This window comes from Actinopolyspora alba, assembly GCF_900112765.1.
In the GTDB taxonomy this organism is placed as follows: Bacteria; Actinomycetota; Actinomycetes; order Mycobacteriales; family Pseudonocardiaceae; genus Actinopolyspora; species Actinopolyspora alba.
The window spans coordinates 35,757-53,518 of record NZ_FOMZ01000005.1; the positions used below are offsets into that span (position 1 = coordinate 35,757).

Consider the following 17,762-nt stretch of genomic DNA (forward strand, 5'->3'; position numbering starts at 1 on the left):
TCGACCACCGGTTACGATCAGCACTCCATTGAAGTTCTCCGCTCGTTCCCGACGGTGTTCACGGCCAGCCGATCCCCCTGTCCTCGGGGTGGCCCGCGTTCGAGAACCGAGCCACCCCGAGGTGTCCGGAAGGGGTTCTAATCCGGCTGGATGTAGGCGGTCTGGATCAACTGCGGACCGCCCTTGAGACTCCGGCTGACCAGAGTCCCCCTGCCGGGCGGCAACTGCCGCGACTTGATGTTGCCGATGAGCTGGCCGTCGTCCTTGTTCGCGCTCATGGCCAACCCCGGTGCCGAGGACTCGCGCATCTTGCCGATGATCGGCTCGAACAACGCCCTGCTGGCACCACCGGAGTTGCGCGCCAGCACCACGTGCAGGCCGACGTCGCTGGCCTGCGGGACGAACTCGGCGAGCTGCTGCATCGGGTTGTTGCCCTGCGGAGCCACCAGGTCGTAGTCGTCGGCCACCACGAACAGTTCCGGACCGGACCACCAGGAGCGGTTCTTGAGCTGCTCCTGCGTGACGTCCGGTCCCGGCAACCGCTTCTTCAGCGCGTTGCAGACGTCGTTGATGTTGCCCTTGAGCTGGTCGGCGGAGACGGCGTACTCCATCAGGTGCCCCGTGTCCAGGAAACCGAGCATGGTTCGCCGGTAGTCCACCAGCAGGATCAGCGCTTCCTTGGGGCTGTAGCGGTTGGTGATACCGCGCACGATGGTGCGCAGCAGTGCCGTCTTGCCCGCTTCCCGTTCGGCGAAGGCGTAGAAGTGCGGCTCCGCGTCGAAGTCCAGGTAGACCGGGTGCAGCCCGTCCTCGTTGATGCCGATCGGCACCAACCGCTGTTTGGGCTGCTGTTCGGGTGCCGGCAGCTGCTCGTGCGGGAGCACGTCGGGCAGCAACCGCACCTTCGGTGCCGGCCTGCCCTGCCAGGAATTGCGCACCTTGGTGACCAGGTCCGCGACACCGTCGGAAAGGTCCTGGTTGTAGGCCTCCCAGCCGACCCGGTCACCGAGGTTCTCGCTGTCGACCCTGGGGATGGCGGTGAGGAAGTGCAGTTTGCTCGGGTGCAGTCCGCGTCCCGGCCTTCCGGAGGGAACGTTGACCGCCACCTTTCTATCCACTTCGGACTCGCTGGGATCGCCCAGCCTGAGCTCGAAGCGGGTACCGATCAGGTCCTTGAGGGCGGGGCGGATCTCGGCCCAGCGGTTGGCCGAGACGAACACGTGCACCCCGAAGGTCAACCCCTGCGCGGCCAGGTCGAGCACGTCCTGCTCCAACGTCTCGAAGTCGTTGCGGAACGCGCCCCAACCGTCGATGACCAGGAACACGTCACCGTAGGGGTCGTCGGTTACGCTGCCCGCCGCCTTGCGCTTGCGGAAGTCGGCCATCGAGTCCACGCCGAGCTGCTGGAACCGCGCCTCGCGCTCGGCGACCAGCTGCTTGATCTCGGCTATGGTCCTGCGCACCACGTCCTGGTCACGACGACCGCCGAAACCACCGATGTGCGGCAGGTTCTGCAACGCGGCCATCGAACCGCCACCCAGGTCCACGCAGTAGAACTGCACCTCCCGCGGTGTGTGGGTCAGCGCCATCGAGCAGATCAGGGTCCGCATCAGGTTGGACTTGCCCGACTGCGGCCCGCCGACCACGGCACCGTGCCCGTTGGCGCCGCCGAGGTCGACCACCATGTGGTCCTGGCGCTGCTGGTAGGGCATGTCGATGATGCCGACCGGAACCTGCAGCTTCCCGTTTCCGACGTTGCCGACCGGGGTGTACCCCCGTTCCTCGGTCGCCGAGAGCGGCGGCAGCACCGAGTCCAGTGTGGGCGGAGCGTCCAGCGGGGGAAGCCAGACCTGGTGCGCGGGCGGCCCCTGCCCCTGCACCTTGTTGATCACGAGCTGGAAGTCGCTGTCCGGCAGGCCGTCGCCGTCGTTGTCGACCATGCCCGACTGGTCCGACTCGGGTTCCGGCTCCGGCTGCGCGGACTGGTCCGGCTCGGCCGGCGGTTCGATGTAGTCCGGCACGAAGAACCGGGGACGCTTCTCACCCGTGACCGGCGAAGCGGCGACCGTACGGCGCTTGCCCCCGCCCTGGTGCATGTGACCGGAGACGTAGGCCGCGCGGAACCGCTCCATACCGCCCGGATGCTTCAGGTAACCGTGGCCACCGGTGGCGGGCAGGTCACCGGCGTCGGGAACACCGATCGCGGCACGGGACTCGGCCTGGTTGAAGGTCTTGAGCCCGATCCGGTAGGAGAGGTGCGAGTCCAGCCCCCGCAGCTTGCCCTCCTCCAGGCGCTGCGAGGCGAGCAGCAGGTGCACCTGCAGCGAACGTCCCAATCGCCCGATCATGTTGAACAGCTCGGCGAACTCGGGCTTGGTGGACAGCAGCTCGGAGAACTCGTCGATGACCACGAACAGGGCGGGCATCGGCGCCAGGTCCGACCCGGCTTGGCGGGCCTCCTCGTAGTCCCAGACGTTCTTGACCTTCGCCTTGTTCAGCTCCTCCTGGCGTCGGTTGAGCTCGCCCGCCAGCGCGTCCTGCATCCTGTCGACCTGGGTGAGGTCGTCGGCGAGGTTGGTGATGGTCGCCGAGACGTGCGGAGCCGCCTCGAACCCGTTGAACGTCGCACCACCCTTGAAGTCGACCAGCACGAAGTTCAACGCGGTCGAGGAGTGCGTGGCCATCAGGCCGAGCACGATGGTGCGCAGGAACTCGGACTTACCGGAACCGGTGGCGCCGATGCACAGCCCGTGCGGGCCCATGCCGCCGGACGCGGTCTCCTTGATGTCCAGCGAAACGACCTGACCGTCCTCGCCCGGGCCGATGGCGACCTTGTAGCGCTCCGGTATGGGACGGGGCCGCCACGCCTCGTTGAGGTCGAACGAGATCGGGTCGCCGCTGAGCCCGAGCTGCTCGATGTAGTTGAGCGGGGTGGTGAGCGGCTCCTGCCCGCTGCTCTCGGTCTCGGTCTGGCCGGTACGGGCCGACATCATGCGGTAGGGGGACAGCTGCCGCGCCAGCGCGGTGGCCTCCTCCTTGGTCATGGCGTCCGGCACACCGAACCACTCGACGTTGTTGCCGCTACGAGCACCGACACGCTCGGGTTCGACGACCATGCGCATCCCCCGCTTGGTCGTCAGCGCACCGAGCACATCGGACAGATCGATCAGTGTGACTCCGGTCATGCCGCCTTCGAGCAGAATCTGCTCCTCACGGCTGATCTCGGCGTCGTCGAGCACGATCACCACGTGCGGACCGTCCGGCGGCGCGTTGTTGCGGTTGAACCGGGGCCTGCCGTCCAGCTGGTCGGCGAGCATCTCCTCGATGGCACGCAACGAACCGGCCATCAACCGCTGCTGGCCGATCCCGTCCGTGAGCTCGGGGTGCTGCGAGTGCGGCAGCCATTTGACCCAGTCCCACTCCACCCTGGAACGACCACCGCTGGCTACGGCGATGACCACGTCGTCCGGGGTGTGGAAAGTCGCCAACTGCGCGAGCAGCGCCCGGGTCAGCGCGCGCGTGGTCTCGCGCTCCCCCTGCAGCCCGATGGCCGCGAAACCGCGCAGCGAGGTGGCCACCGGCAGTTCCGACACCAGCGAGTGAGCACGGACGAACCGACGCAACGCCAGGGTGGTTATCGGCTCCAGCTCGTCGACGGGACCGGTCTGCGGCGGCACGAGTCGGGTCTCCAACCGTTGCGACCCCAGGCCGACCCGGATCTGGCAGAAATCGCTGTCGCCCGCGCGACGTTCCCACATCCGGCGACTGGTGGCTATCGACCACAACGTCGACGGTTCGGGATGAACCCAGGTCCGAGCCAGCCGCTGCTCGTCCGCGGCCTGCCTGGCCCGTTCCCGCATCTGTCCGAGATACCGCAGGTAGTCCTTGCGGTCCTCGTTCATCTCGGCCTTGCTCTGCCCACCGCCCTGATTACCACCGGCCATCATGCCCACAGTGGAAACCAGCATCATCATCGGCATCATCATCATCATCGGGTTGCTTCTGGCCCGCTGAAGCATGAAGACCATCATTCCGAGAGATGCCACGATCATGACGGCCGGAAGGAGCTTCTGCACGATGTTTCCGGGGACCGCTCGCGGAATCTCGGGAGGGGACTCGAGATGAACCTCGCCACCCGGCGGCTTTGGAGCGGCCATGCGTGGCGGTCGCTTGAACTGCAGCGTGCTCACCGGACAGCAGCACCCTTCCATGTTGTCGGCGATCTGTCGTCAACTGCGCAAGCAGCATTCTGTAACCGGCCGGGCCGCACCCCGCCGCGGGGGCGGAAACGACGAGGCGGCCACAGGACAGCCCGCTCACGGTGATCCTCACGGAACCGGCGCGGAACAGTTCTGGCAAACCGAACCCGCGCCCCGGTTCGTACGGCCATACTAAGAGGACCACGCGTCCGAGTGGGGTGATTTCGCGGAATCCCACCCCGCTTGGTTGGATCGAACCGAGCGCGTAGAGCACACACGGATCGATATCGAAGGACGAGGGATTAGGGGGCCCAAGTGGCGACCGGGACCACGGTATTCAGCCGCGTGACGGTGGTCGCGCCGAAGACGCGCATAGACCTCGCGTTACCCGCGGACGTCTCGGTGGCGGACCTGCTGCCGATGTTGCTGGACATGGCACACGAGGCCACCCCGGACGGCGGAGCACGTCACGGCGGCTGGTGCCTGGCGAAGCTGGGTGACGCACCGCTGGACACCAGCCAGACTCTCGCGGCACTCGGCATCGTGGACGGCGACATGCTCCAGCTGCGACGCAAGTCCGACGATCCACCACCGCCGCTGTACGACGACGTGGTGGACGCGCTCGCCGAGGCGGAACCGGGAAGTTACCGCCCCTGGACCAAGGAGACGGCCGCCAGAACCGGCCACGCGGCGGGCGCGCTGGCGATGATCGCCTCGGCCGTGGCCCTGGGAATGGCCGCCGTGCCGCAAGGGATCATCTTCCACATCATCGCCGCCGTGGTGGGGCTCGCGGTCGCGATCTTCGCCACCGGCATAGGCGCGATAGTCGCCCGCGCCTACGGAGCCGCGACCACCGGGACGGTGCTGGCCGCCGCGGGCGGACTGCCGATGGCCTTCGTGGCGGGGCTCAACATCGTCCCCGGCCAGGACATGCGGCCGAAACTGTTGCTGGCCAGCGCGCTGGTGCTCATATTCGCCTCGGTGTCGCTCATGGTGATCGGGGCGGGAATCATCCACTTCATCGCCGCCGCGACGATCTCGCTGTTCGCCGTGATCGGATTCCTCGTCGCCACCCTGGTTCCCGCCGCGACCGCCGCCGGAGTCGCCTCGGGCGCCGCGGCGGTGGGGCTCGCGGGGATCTCCATGCTCCCCCGGATCACGATCCAGCTGGCCAAGCTGCCGCTGCCGCACGTTCCCGGCAACGCCGAGGACCTCAAGGAGGACGGCGGCTTCCCGGACTACCACCAGATCCAGCGGCAGTCCGGTCTCGCGCACAAGTACATGACCGGCCTGATCGTGGGATGTGGCGGTACGGCCGCGCTCGGAGCGATGATCGCCACCACCGCACCGAACATCTGGGGCCCGCTGCTGGCCGGGGTGGTCTCGGCCGTGCTGATGCTGCGTGGGCGCAACTACGCCAACGGCAGCCAGGCGATCGCGTTGCTGCTCAGCGGGTTGATCGCCGCGCTGGGCATGACCATCTGGCTGGTGCTTCCCACGGTGACCACCTCGCAGCAGAAGCTCACCTGGTTGTTCTGGCCGTTGCTGCTGCTGGGAGTGGCGGCGATCGTGTTCGGCGTCGTCTTCCCCAACCGGCGGTTCTCACCGGTGCAGCGCCGCAGTGTGGACATCATCGAGGCGGTGCTGATCGCGCTGGTACTTCCGCTGGCGCTGGGGGTCATGGACGTGTACATGACGATCCGCGATCTCAACATCAGCCTGTTCTGATGGAGCTTCCGTCGATTCGCCGAACAGCCGCCGCGAAGGAAGCGTGATGCGTTCAACCACAACTGTGCACCGTGGCAACCTCCGGCGTGCGCTGGCGATCTCGGCCGCGACCGCCACTCTCCTGGTGTGCGGCCCGGTGCAACCGGTCACCGCTCAGGACGAGGACGAGACCGGAGCCGAGAACGAGCAGGAGCTGCGACTTCCCCCGGTCCCAGCGGGCACGAATCTGTCGGTGTCCTCCGGAAGACTCTCACCGGACAACGGCTTCAGCCGGCAGCAGGCATGCCTGGCCGCCAACGAGAGCGGATCACGGATCAGACGACAGCCCTGGAGCCAACGGGTGCTCGGTTTCGGCCGTGCCCACGAGCAGGGACTCACCGGGGCAGGACAAACGGTCGCCGTGATCGACACCGGTGTGAACAAACATCCCAGGATCGGATCACGGCTCCGCAACGGCGGTTCCAAGATCCCCAGCGGTGCGTTGCGGGACTGCGACGGGCACGGCACGGTGGTGGCGGGCATCATCGCCGCGAGCGACTCGGAGGAGACGGGCTTCGTCGGCGTCGCACCGGAGAGCGACATCCTGTCCATCCGACAGTCGTCCTCGATCTACCAGAAGGAACAGTCCGGCGAGACGGTCGGCAACACGTCGACCATGGCCCAGGCCGTCGCCAGTGCCGTGGCACAGGGCGCCGACGTGATCAACATCTCGCAGGCCTCCTGTCAGACGCTCTCCCGCGCCCTCTCGCCCAACAAGCCGAACTGGGAACTGCGCAAAGCCGTCAGACAGGCCTACGAGCAGGACGTCGTGGTGGTCGCCGCGGCGGGCAACGTCGGCGGCAAGTGCGAGAGGAACGAGCCCGGCGATCCGAGCACCGCTGTGCTGCCCGCCTGGTTCGACGATTACGTGCTGACCGTGGCTTCGGTGAACCGGCAGGGCGCACCGTCCGAATTCACCATTCCCGGGCCGTGGGTGGACGTCGCGGCACCCGGCGAGGACCTGATCTCGCTCGATCCGGGGATCGGCGGCAAGGGACTGGTGAACCGCGTCGCCCGCGACTCGAGCAGCCAACCACAGCCGTTGCAGGGCACGAGTTTCGCGGCCCCCTACGTTTCCGGGCTGGCCGCGCTGATCAAGGAGAAGAACCCGGAGCTCTCCGCGGCTCAGGTGATGCACCGGATCACCGAAACCGCGCAGCACCACGGCGGCAGCGAGGGCGGTAACGACATCATCGGCTACGGGATGATCAACCCGATGGCCGCGCTCAACGACGTCATCCCCGCCGAGCACGACGCGGCTGCCGCCCCGGTCGAGCCACGACGCCTGGAAGCGCACGTCTTCCCGGAGCGGAACTGGGCCGCCATCGCGGTGGCGATGGGAGGAACCATCGGCGGGCTGGCCACAGTGCTGTTCACGGCGTTCCTGCTCAACGCGGTACGGCGGGTTCGGGCACGGAACCGGGGCGAGTCCCCGGTGGTGTCGGAAACCTCCTGATCGAGGTTTTCCGGTCGGGTAGGCGGATCGCTCGCTCGGCGGAGCCTCGCCAGGAAGCGTCCGAACGAACTCGCGGCCCGGAACCGGCTCGGCTCCGGGCCGCGTTGCTGCCCGAGGCGGTGACCATCCGTGGCGGTGGCCGCCCGTGGAGCTAGTCGGCGGTGGCTCCGGTGTCGGCCCGCTGCTGTTCCTCCTCCGGCGCCCGGTTGACACCGGCGTCCGATTCGACGGGTATGGAGTCGTAGACGAAGCTGGCCTGCGCCGGATCCAGGAAGTCACCGGAGGGCAACGTCCCCAGGATCGAGGCGGGGGCCGCTCCGATGTCCCCGGTGCCGTTGACGACGCCCAGCCCCTTGGCGGTGGCGACGTCCTTGATCCCGTAAGTGACCCCTCGGTTGGAGACCAGGTAGAGGGGACCGCCCTCGGCGGTTTCGGGTCCGGTGCTCCCGCGCACCACGGCCGCCTTGCCCGGCGGCATGTAGAAGTAGTCCACGCGCGGCCCCGTGCCGTCGAACTGGGCGAGCTTCACCGGCGCCTTGGGCGCGGGCGTACCCGAACCGACGGTGACCGTGACCCGCTGCTCCCCGGACGCGTCGGACCAGCTCAGGCAGGAACGGTTGGCGTCCGCGAACGAGAGCGGCTGCGGAACCCCCACCGGGAAGTGGTCCACGTCGAGCTCGTCGGCCGCGTCGGCGCCACCGATGTCGGTGAGCATTCCCGTGGCGTTGGGAATCTCCTTGGAGCTGTACCTGGAAGCGTGCAGCACCGCGGCAGCACCACGAGTGATGTGCTGCTTGCCGCTCTGGCGCAGCACGAAGAACTGCGGGGAGTCCCCCGGCACACTGCGCTCGAGAACATCACCCACCCCGTAACCGCCACTGTCGTACTCCGGAGTGGTTTCCGACAGTTCCGGCACCGCGAGCGAGTCCACCTCGGGGATCGCGTTGAGCATGTTGGTGCTGACGATGCGCGGAACCGCGTCGTCGAGACCGAACATCTCCGTCACCGCGGGTTCCTCGGCAGGCAGAGCGGCTTTGACCACCCTGGCTCCGGTGCTGTTGTCGGAGCGCACGCGATAGACCAGATACGTCCGCCGCGAGGCGGAGTCCCGCACGTAGAGCGCCTCGTCACGCCCGATTTCCCGGCCCCGGCCGGTCACTCCGCCCAGCACGGTGGTCTCCACCTCGGCGGTGCCGAGCATGTCCTCGGTGTCCAACGCCTTGTTCAGCTCGGCCACGTCGCAGATCGCCCATGCCGGAGTGGCCGCCTGTCCCGGCTCGGGCAGGAAGTCCGGCGCGTTGGGCATTCCCGTCTTCGGTCCGCGGGGTAATTCCGCCAGGGCTGCCTGGTCGACCTTGGTCGGCTCGATCGCCTGCCCCTGACCGTTGCCCTTGGCCATGACGAGCAACTTCGCCGAGGCCATGTTGAGCATCGGAATCAGGCGCTTGTCGGCCTGATCGTCGGAAGTGACGACGTAGACACTGCCGCTGCCTTTCGCGATGACCACCGATCCCGGTTTCGGGACGGTGCCCTGGCCGCCGAACAACCCCCACACCAGGAATCCGATCATCCCGATACAGGCGATGATCGCACCCGCCATGGTGGCGCGTTTGTGCGAACCGAGCGGATCGTGCAGCATCACCGCGTCCCTGCGGGCGAGCGCCGATTCCATACGGCGTATGACGAACCTGTACGCCTGGACTTGTGATTTGGTGGTGGGTGTTGATGCCATTCTTCGCCTAAAGCTCTCCCGTGCGAGGTACCGTTCAGCAGGGTAGCCGGGAAAGGTTGCCGCGTGGGTCCGGTTCGACCGACTCACCGCAGTATTCTCTTCGATCGGTTACCGCTACCTACACTCGCCCGCACCCACAGTGGGCAGACGCATCTACCTGCGAGGGGGAGAGACCCAACGGATGTCCGTGACCACACAGCATTCGGCGCCACCGAAAGCATCGGGATCGTCCGGCACCGGGCCCACCAACGCGACGCGGGCACGAATCCAGACAAGGCGACGGACCAGTGGTGCCAGTCTGGGGGCGCTGCCGGTAGCCAACCTCGTCGTCATGGAGATCGGTATCGCGGCCGCACTGGTCCTCGTCGGCATCGATCGGACACTGTGGCCGGTCGCGGCGGGAGTGGCCGGACTGGCCGTGATCATCGCCCTGCTGCGCAGGCGCGGCCGGTGGTTCACCCAGATGTTCGGGCTCGTGCTGGGCTACAAGTTCCGCAACCACACCAGCGTGGTCACACCAGTCACGCCGGGTCTGACGGACGGTGGGGACGAGAACGGCGACGGGGTGATCGGCCCGGAGGAGAACCATCGGGTCTCACTGCTGCGGCTGGTCGTTCCCGACCTGGTCGTGGCACACGGCCAGGACCACGACCGCAACCACGTCGGCATGGCGTTCAACGACGGCAAGTGGACCGCCGTGCTCATGGTGGAACCCACACCGTCGTTGGTCACCGAGATCGGTAAGGCACCGAACCTCCCGCTCGGCTCGCTGACCCACTGCCTGGAGGACCGCGGCGTGGTCCTCGACGCGATCCAGGTGATCTGGCACTGCTACCCCGGCAGTGCCGCGCTGCCCTCGAAATCGCCCGCGCTGAACTCGTACATGGAGGTGCTGGGACCGTTACCGGCGGCGGCTCGTCGTACCACGTGGGTGACGGTGCGGTTGGATCCGAAGCGGTGCGCCAAGGCCGTGGGCGAACGAGGCGGCGGCATAGTGGGTGCGCACCGCGCGCTGATCGGTGCGCTGTCCCGAGTGCGCAGCGCCCTGGAGCGGGAATCGGTACCGACCCGGCCGCTGGATCCGGACGAACTGCTGCAGGCGGGGATCGCCTCGGCCGAGCTGCAGTCGGTGCTGGGATCGCAGCGCTCGGTCGGACTGAAGGAACGCTGGGACGGGGTCACGGCAGGCGGAGTGGGTCACTCCAGCTACGCGATCACCGGCTGGCCCTCGCAGATGAGCAACAACCTGAACGCGCTCACCGGGGTTCGTGCGCTGTCCTCCACGGTGGCGATGTCCATATCCCCCACCGGTGAGAGCAGTGAGGTCGGGCTGCGCAGCCTGGTCAGGGTCAGCGCCCGAACTCCCGACGAGCTGGACACCGCGGACGAGCAGTTGCGCGGTATCAGCAATCGACTCGGGGTCACGCTGACCCCGCTGGGCGGCGTGCAGCTGGCCGGATTCAACGCGACTCTGCCGTTGGGAGGCTCGATATGAGCCGCAGCAGGACCATCGACACACCCGACGATCTGCGCGACAGGGTTCCGGAGTTCCTGGTTCCCCCGGAAACGCTGGACACGGTCAGCCCCTCCGGTGACCGCGGCGGGATGATCATCGGTTCCGGACCGCACGGCGAACCCATCTCCACCTCGATCCTTCGTCCGCAGCCCACCAGGATGGTCACGGTGGGCGGGCTCTACCTGGCTCGACAGATCGCGCTGCGCGCCATGGCCACCGGCGCTTGGGTGATCATCGCGACCGGGCGGCCGGACTCCTGGGAGAACCTGGCGACCGCCGCCGGGCACACCCCCGACGGCAGCCCGGTGCCGCTGGTGCAGATCCGACGGCTCACCCCGTTCGACCTGCCGCGTTCCAGCGAGGACGCCCCGCTGCTGGTGATCCACGACGGCGGAGCCGTTCCCCAGGAACTGTTCCCGCCGCGTTCGGCGTGGCAGACCACCATGTACGTGTTGCCGTACCTGCATCCGCAGGTGGGCAACGGTACCGCCGCGAACACGGCCGATCTGGTGCTGCTGCAGCGAATCCCGATGAACCAGGCCCAGCTGGCTGGGCGGATCTGGCACCTGCACCCGCCGCAGGTGCAGCAGCTGACCGCGCTGCAGGACGACGGGATCATCGCCCTGGGCAACATGCTGTGGAGCCCGATCCGGCTCGTGACCAACCACGCGGAACGGGAGCTCCTGGGACCCATTCGGCGCGGCGACTGACCTCACCTCCCCGGCGATTTCGCGAGAAATTGACGCTTTGGGGGCGTCAATTTCTCGCGAAATCGCGGCAAGCGTGTCCACACCACCTCCAGTGGTCCACATCCCCCGGAAAACACCGGGCAGAGAGAGGTTCGTCGCTTCGATACTGGCGGGTATGGCAGACATCGCATCGACAACGCGCCCGGAACCGGCACCCCGGGAGCCGGTACTTTTCACCCGCGCCGAAGCGCTGGAAGCCGGAATAACGGACCGCGCGCTACGGGAGTCCGGGGCATACCGCCGGGTACTCCACGGTCTCTACACCCCGGCCGAGGTTCCGCTGAGCCACGAACTGAGGTGCCAGGCAGCGGCACGGCTCCTGCCGTCCGACGCGGTGATCACGGGGAGGTCGGCCGCCACGCTGCACGGGACGCGACTCGCCGACCACAACGACGCGGTCGAAGTACTCGTCAACGACAAGTACGTGAACCGAAGAGCGGGGTTGAGATGTTGGGCGCGGAGCGTATCGACCGATGAGCACTCCGCCTGGAACGGAATCAGGCTCGCCTCCCCCTGCCGGAGTTCCTTCGAGATGCTCGCCCGCTATCCGCTCAGGTGGGCGGTGGCCAACTGCGACCGGATGTTGCACGAGGGAATGGTCGAGGAAAACCAGCTCCGCCGCTTCCTCGGCGGGCGAAACCACTACGGGATTCGCCAGGCTCGAGCCGCTTTCGAACTGCTGGATCGCAGAGCTGAGTCGCTTCCGGAGTCGATGCTGCGCGTGCTCCTGGTGCAACGGGGCCTGCCACCGACCCCGCAACTGAACATCGTGTACCGGGGAAGGTTCGTGGCGCGAGTGGATCTCGCATACGAGGACGCCAAGGTCGCCTTGGAGTACGAAGGGGCCTGGCACGCGGACGCGGAACAGTACCGCCGCGACCGAATGCGCAGACAACGCATAGCGGAGTGCGGCTGGCGGGTGCTCGTGGTCACCGCGCGGGAGCTGTTCGAGGCGCCGAACGAACTCGTGCGGCGGGTCGGGACGGCGTTGGGAAGGGTGTGAGCGTCGATTTCTCGCGAAATCGCCGCGTGGGAGAGGCACACACTGCCCGAGCGGCGTCGATTTCTCGCGAAATCGCGGCGCTGTGTGGGCGGGGAAGAACCCAACGGACCGGGCGGCGTCGATCTCCGGCGAAACCGACGGTCACAGCGAACGCCGCGCCCGGGTGGTTCTGACCCGCTCGGTCAGCTGGTCGTCGGGCGGATAGTCGACCCCGGTCAGCGTCAGGCCGTGCGCCGGAGCCACCGCGCTGGTCTTGCTCCCCTCACGCAGCATCTCCGCCGGCCACTCGGTACCGCGTCTGGAATCACCGGACATCAGCACAGACCCCACCAGACTCCGAACCATGGAGTGGCAGAAGGCGTCCGCGCTGAGGGTCGCCTCCAACAGGTGCCGGTCGACTCGCTCCCACTCGAACAGCTGCAACTGCCGGACGGTGGTCGCACCCTCGCGTTGCTTGCAGAAGGCCGCGAAATCGTGCAGCCCCACCAGGTCGTTCGAAGCCAGCTTCAGCCGCCGCACGTCCAGCGGCCTGTTCCAGGCCAGGGTGTCGCGCCGCCGCAGCGGGTCGACTCCCCACGGCGCGTCCGAAACCAGATAGCGGTAGTGCCGGCGCATCGCGGCGAACCGCGCGTCGAAGCCGGCGGGAGCGACCTCGGCCCGCAGCACCCGAACGTCACCGGGCAGAATCCGGTTCCAGCGACCGCACAACCGCGTCAGATCGGGCACACCGTGCTCGTCGACCTCCAGCCGGTGCCGATCCCCGGCCGCCAGCGGCACAGCGTCCACGTGGACCACCTGACGGTCGGCGTGCACGCCCGCGTCGGTTCGCCCGGCCACTACGACCGAGCCCACGAGCTCCCTGCCCGGCGGCTGCTTCCACAGCGCGTCCTCCAGCAGTCCCTGCACGGTCCGCAACCCGGGCTGGCGCGCCCAGCCGGAGAAATCGGTGCCGTCGTAGGCGAGTTCGACACGAACGCGAACGAACCCGCCCTCCCGTTCGGGAGCGGCGGGTTCGTCGGCGGCCTCGGCACGCGACGGAATCAGGACCGGTCCTTGTTCTCGGCGTCCTCGTCGCTGGTGCCCTCGGTCTCGGAGGCGTCGGAAGCGGACTCCGCGACGTCGACGTCCGCGGACTCGTCGACCTCGGCGGTCTCCTCGCCCTGCTGGGCGGGCTCCGCCGTGGCCTGCTGGTCCTTCGCGAACTTGGTGCCGCGAGCTGCTTCGGCCTCGGAAGTGGCCGTCTTCTCGTTGACCAGCTCGATGATGGCCATCGGAGCGTTGTCACCCTTGCGGGGCATGGTCTTGACCACCCTGGTGTAGCCACCGGGGCGGTCGGAGAAGAACGGTCCGATCTCCGCGAAGAGCTTGTGAACAACGTCCTTGTCACGGATCGTCTTCAGCACTTCGCGACGATTGTGCAGGTCACCCCTGGTGGCCTTGGTAATGAGACGCTCCGCCAGCGGCTGGACCCGCTTGGCCTTCGCCTCGGTCGTGGTGATCCGCCCGTGCTCGAAAAGCGCGGTGGCCAGGTTCGCCAGGATCAGCCGCTGATGCGACGGCGACCCGCCAAGACGCGGACCCTTCGTTGGGCTGGGCATCGGTTGCTCCTCTCAAGGTGCGGCCGGAAACCAGTCCGCGAAGCGCAGCCGTCAGAGCTGCTCAGTCTCCGCGTAGTCCTGGCCGTCGTCGTCATAACCGTTGTCGAAGCCGGTTTCGTAACCGCTGTCGAGACCGGTGTCGAAACCGCCGGCGGACATCCCCTGGGAGATGCTCGGCTCCTCCGACCAGCCTTCCGAGGGGTACTCGGCGGCAGCGGCGGAGGGATCGAATCCCGGAGGGCTGTCCTTGAGGGTCAGACCCAGACCGACCAGCTTCATCTTGACCTCGTCGATCGACTTCGCACCGAAGTTGCGAATGTCGAGCAGGTCGGCCTCGCTGCGCGAGACCAGCTCGCCGACGGTGTGGATACCCTCGCGCTTGAGGCAGTTGTACGAGCGTACCGTGAGATCGAGATCCTCGATCGGCATGGAGTACGCTGCGATGGTGTCCGCCTCGGCGGGCGACGGACCGATCTCGATGCCCTCTGCGTCGACGTTGAGCTCACGTGCCAGGCCGAACAGTTCGACCAGGGTGCGGCCTGCCGAGGCGACCGCGTCCCGCGCGGTCATCGACGGCTTGGTCTCGACATCGAGAACGAGTCGGTTGAAGTCCGTGCGCTGTTCGACACGAGTCGCGGTGACGTCGAACGAAACGTTCCGCACCGGCGAGTAGATCGAGTCCACCGGAATCCGGCCGATCTCGGCACCGGACTCCTTGTTCTGTGCCGCCGGGACGTAGCCGCGACCCCGCTCGACCACGAGCTCGATCTCCAGCTTGCCCTTGGAGTTCAGGGTCGCGATGTGGAGATCGGGATTGTGTACCGTCACACCTGCCGGTGGGACGATGTCGGCGGCGGTGACGTCACCGGGTCCCTGCTTGCGCAGATACATGGTGACGGGCTCGTCGTCCTCGGAACTGACCACGAGTTCTTTGATATTCAGGATGACGTCTGTAACGTCTTCCTTGACCCCCGGAATCGTGGTGAATTCATGCAGCACACCGTCGATACGCAGGCTGGTCACGGCCGCACCCGGGATCGAGGACAGCAGGGCACGGCGGAGCGAATTGCCGAGGGTGTAACCGAAGCCGGGCTCCAGCGGCTCGAAGGTGAACCGGGAGCGCGTCTCCGAAATAGGCTCCTCGGACAGTGAGGGTCGCTGGGAGATGAGCACTGTCGTTTTTCCTTTCCACACGGCGCCCGCCATTTTACGCCGAAGGGATGGCGTGCCCGCTGCGAACAGTGGGCGAGGTGGGGACGCGTCGCGTCCCCACCCGTACCGGGCCGCGGAGCAGCCATCGATGCGGTAGCCGCTCCGCCCGGTATCACTTCGAGTAGAGCTCGACGATGAGCTGCTCGGTGACCGGTGTATCGATCTGCGCACGCTCCGGCAGCTGGTGCACCAGCACGCGCAACGACGAGGGCACCACTTGCAGCCAGGCCGGGCAGGGCCGCTCGCCCAGGGTTTCCTTGGCGATGATGAACGGCGTCGTGTTCAACGACTTCGGCTTGACGTCGATGATGTCGAACTTGGCGACCTGGTAGCTCGGAATGTCGACCTTCCTGCCGTTGACCAGGAAGTGACCGTGGTTGACCAGCTGACGGGCCTGCCTCCGGGTACGAGCGATACCCGAACGGTAGACCACGTTGTCCAACCGGCTCTCCAGCATCTGCAGCAGGTTGTCACCGGTCTTGCCGGGCCTGCGGTTGGCCTCCTCGTAGTAGGAGCGGAACTGACGTTCCAGCACTCCGTACGTGAAGCGGGCCTTCTGCTTCTCCTGCAGCTGCTGCAGGTACTCGGTTTCCTTGATGCGCCCACGGCCGTGCTGCCCCGGCGGGTACGGACGACGCTCGAACGACTGGTCGCCGCCGACGAGGTCAACCTTCAACCGACGGGACTTACGGGTCGCGGGACCGGTGTAACGGGCCATTGCGTTTCTACTCCTCTCCCGCTTCTCAGACCCGACGACGCTTCGGCGGGCGGCAGCCGTTGTGGGGCTGCGGGGTCACGTCCTGGATGGTTCCCACTTCGAGGCCGGCGGCCTGCAGCGAACGGATCGCCGTCTCACGTCCGGAACCCGGCCCCTTGACGAACACGTCGACCTTCTTCATGCCGTGCTCGGCAGCCTTGCGGGCGGCGTTCTCGGCCGCCATCTGCGCGGCGAACGGCGTGGACTTGCGGGAGCCCTTGAAGCCGACGTGACCGGCGGAGGCCCAGCTGATCACCGAACCGACGGTGTCGGTGATCGACACGATCGTGTTGTTGAAAGTGCTTTTGATGTGCGCCTGTCCGTGCGCTACATTCTTTTTTTCCTTGCGCCGGACCTTCTTGACGGTCCCGGCGCGACCCTTCGGTGGCATTACTGCTTATCTCCTCGCGAGGCTTACTTCCTGGCCTTCTTCTTGCCTGCGACCGTCTTCTTCGGCCCCTTGCGGGTGCGGGCGTTGGTCTTGGTCCGCTGCCCGTTCAACGGCAGGTGGCGACGGTGCCGCATCCCGGCGTAGGAGCCGATCTCGATCTTCCGGCGAATGTCGGCCTGCACCTCACGACGGAGGTCACCCTCGACCCGGTAGTTGTTCTCAACGTGTTCACGCAGCTTGGCGAGCTGCTCGTCGTCGAGATTCTTCGCGCGGGTGTCCATCGAAATATCCGCGTTGCGCAGAATCTCCTGCGAGCTGCTGCGGCCGATGCCGTAGATGTAGGTCAGCGCGACCTCGATGCGCTTCTCGCGCGGTAGGTCAACGCCGGCAATCCTTGCCATCTGGCAGGTGCTCCTCACTCTTCATTCCAGGTCTACTCCCCGACCGTCCTCGTGCACGGGGCTCGCCCGGGCGGAGTCGTTTCGAAACCGAAAACCCGTCCGGAACCCGTACCCACACGAAGCCCCGGCCTGGTTCCGGGGGTGAACCGACCCAACTCCCGAGTCGGCAGGTCACAGGGAGGTCCCTTGTATCGCCTGGTTCGTTTGTCTCGGTAGCGACCGCGTCGCTGCCGGTCAGCCCTGACGCTGCTTGTGACGTCCGTTGTTGCAGATCACAAGAACCCGTCCGTGACGACGGATCACCTGGCAGTTATCGCAGATCTTCTTGACACTCGGTTTGACCTTCACGGCCGTGCTCTCCTGATCGCGACGCGTGTCCGTAACCCCGGACACCGTGGAGGTCACTTGTAGCGGTAGACAATGCGCCCACGGGAGAGGTCGTAGGGAGACAGCTCCACGACGACCTTGTCCTCGGGCAGGATGCGGATGTAGTGCTGGCGCATCTTGCCACTGATGTGCGCGAGGACCTTGTGGCCGTTCTCCAACTCGACACGGAAGGTCGCGTTGGGGAGCGGCTCGATCACCCGACCCTCGACCTCAATGGCCCCGTCCTTTTTGCCCATGTCCTCCGCGTTTCGTGACGGTGACAGTTCATCTTCTCGGTAGCTCGTACCGTTATTACCGCTGACGCCGGAGCCGGCACCAAAGGCAGACCCACTCCGACGCGGTCCGGCAGCCCAACCACCCACGGACAAGCTGGCCCGGAGGACATGCACAGGAATCACGGTCCCGCGATCGGGAAACCGCGCTGCTGCCCGCCCCAGCGGACCACGCCCCCTGCGAACAGAACGGCATGACGAACCGGCGCCACGAGTGCGCCGATACTCCACTGTACGCGCACGCGCGAATGCCACCCAAATCGGGGCTGGACATCGAGCCGACAGCCACTCCGCGGGCCGCCGAAAACACATTCAGTGATAA

General features: G+C 66.9%; 15 protein-coding genes. 5 read left to right on the plus strand and 10 right to left on the minus strand.

The annotated features are described in order from the left end of the window. Window positions 1–137: 137 nt before the first annotated feature. The gene (gene eccCa / locus BM150_RS08310; protein WP_092925805.1) at window positions 138–4,190 is read right to left on the minus strand and encodes a type VII secretion protein EccCa; all 4,053 of its coding nucleotides are present in this window, start codon (window positions 4,188–4,190) and stop codon (window positions 138–140) included. 324 nt (window positions 4,191–4,514) lie between these two features. Between eccCa and eccD the strand changes: the two genes are divergently transcribed. Both eccD and mycP read left to right on the plus strand, forming a co-directional pair. After that, window positions 4,515–5,927 carry a type VII secretion integral membrane protein EccD gene (eccD, locus tag BM150_RS08315; RefSeq protein WP_092925807.1) on the plus strand — a complete coding sequence of 471 codons (1,413 nt, stop codon included), beginning with the start codon at window positions 4,515–4,517 and terminating at the stop codon, window positions 5,925–5,927. A gap of 46 nt (window positions 5,928–5,973) precedes the next feature. After that, window positions 5,974–7,422, plus strand: coding sequence for a type VII secretion-associated serine protease mycosin (gene mycP / locus BM150_RS08320; RefSeq protein WP_092925809.1), 1,449 nt, complete (start codon window positions 5,974–5,976; stop codon window positions 7,420–7,422). A 151-nt stretch (window positions 7,423–7,573) separates the two neighbouring features. Here mycP and eccB read toward each other — a convergent pair whose 3' ends face one another. Next, window positions 7,574–9,154 carry a type VII secretion protein EccB gene (gene eccB / locus BM150_RS08325; protein ID WP_092925811.1) on the minus strand — a complete coding sequence of 527 codons (1,581 nt, stop codon included), beginning with the start codon at window positions 9,152–9,154 and terminating at the stop codon, window positions 7,574–7,576. 181 nt (window positions 9,155–9,335) lie between these two features. Here eccB and eccE point away from each other — a divergent pair, with 181 nt between their 5' ends. The 3 genes from eccE to BM150_RS08340 all read left to right on the plus strand — a co-directional run bounded on the left by eccE (window position 9,336) and on the right by BM150_RS08340 (window position 12,422). Further along, window positions 9,336–10,649 carry a type VII secretion protein EccE gene (gene eccE / locus BM150_RS08330; RefSeq protein ID WP_092925814.1) on the plus strand — a complete coding sequence of 438 codons (1,314 nt, stop codon included), beginning with the start codon at window positions 9,336–9,338 and terminating at the stop codon, window positions 10,647–10,649. After that, window positions 10,646–11,380 carry a hypothetical protein gene (locus BM150_RS08335; RefSeq protein WP_092925816.1) on the plus strand — a complete coding sequence of 245 codons (735 nt, stop codon included), beginning with the start codon at window positions 10,646–10,648 and terminating at the stop codon, window positions 11,378–11,380. The genes eccE and BM150_RS08335 overlap by 4 nt, the downstream gene beginning before the upstream one ends. Window positions 11,381–11,534: 154 nt before the next feature. Further along, on the plus strand, window positions 11,535–12,422 hold the full coding sequence (locus BM150_RS08340) for a DUF559 domain-containing protein (protein WP_092925818.1): 888 nt from the start codon (window positions 11,535–11,537) through the stop codon (window positions 12,420–12,422). Window positions 12,423–12,563: 141 nt separating this feature from the next. Here the strand turns inward: BM150_RS08340 and BM150_RS08345 are convergent, their stop codons facing one another. The 8 genes from BM150_RS08345 to infA form a co-directional block, all read right to left on the minus strand. Next, window positions 12,564–13,466 carry a tRNA pseudouridine synthase A gene (locus BM150_RS08345; protein ID WP_092925820.1) on the minus strand — a complete coding sequence of 301 codons (903 nt, stop codon included), beginning with the start codon at window positions 13,464–13,466 and terminating at the stop codon, window positions 12,564–12,566. Further along, a complete protein-coding gene (gene rplQ, locus BM150_RS08350; protein ID WP_092925822.1) occupies window positions 13,463–14,020 on the minus strand; it encodes a 50S ribosomal protein L17 in 558 nt (185 codons plus the stop codon). The genes BM150_RS08345 and rplQ overlap by 4 nt, the downstream gene beginning before the upstream one ends. 51 nt (window positions 14,021–14,071) lie before the next feature. Next, complete coding sequence (locus BM150_RS08355; protein WP_092925824.1) at window positions 14,072–15,193, minus strand: DNA-directed RNA polymerase subunit alpha; 1,122 nt, start codon at window positions 15,191–15,193, stop codon at window positions 14,072–14,074. Window positions 15,194–15,344: 151 nt separating this feature from the next. After that, complete coding sequence (gene rpsD / locus BM150_RS08360) at window positions 15,345–15,950, minus strand: 30S ribosomal protein S4 (RefSeq protein ID WP_092925826.1); 606 nt, start codon at window positions 15,948–15,950, stop codon at window positions 15,345–15,347. 25 nt (window positions 15,951–15,975) lie between these two features. Then, window positions 15,976–16,380: a 30S ribosomal protein S11 gene (rpsK, locus tag BM150_RS08365; protein ID WP_092626192.1), complete on the minus strand. Its 405-nt coding sequence runs from the start codon at window positions 16,378–16,380 to the stop codon at window positions 15,976–15,978. Window positions 16,381–16,403: 23 nt separating this feature from the next. Further along, window positions 16,404–16,781 carry a 30S ribosomal protein S13 gene (rpsM, locus tag BM150_RS08370; RefSeq protein WP_092925828.1) on the minus strand — a complete coding sequence of 126 codons (378 nt, stop codon included), beginning with the start codon at window positions 16,779–16,781 and terminating at the stop codon, window positions 16,404–16,406. A gap of 234 nt (window positions 16,782–17,015) precedes the next feature. Continuing rightward, the gene (gene rpmJ / locus BM150_RS08375) at window positions 17,016–17,129 is read right to left on the minus strand and encodes a 50S ribosomal protein L36 (protein WP_092626791.1); all 114 of its coding nucleotides are present in this window, start codon (window positions 17,127–17,129) and stop codon (window positions 17,016–17,018) included. Between the two features lie 53 nt (window positions 17,130–17,182). Then, window positions 17,183–17,404, minus strand: coding sequence for a translation initiation factor IF-1 (gene infA, locus BM150_RS08380; protein ID WP_017976785.1), 222 nt, complete (start codon window positions 17,402–17,404; stop codon window positions 17,183–17,185). Between the last annotated feature and the right edge of the window lie 358 nt (window positions 17,405–17,762).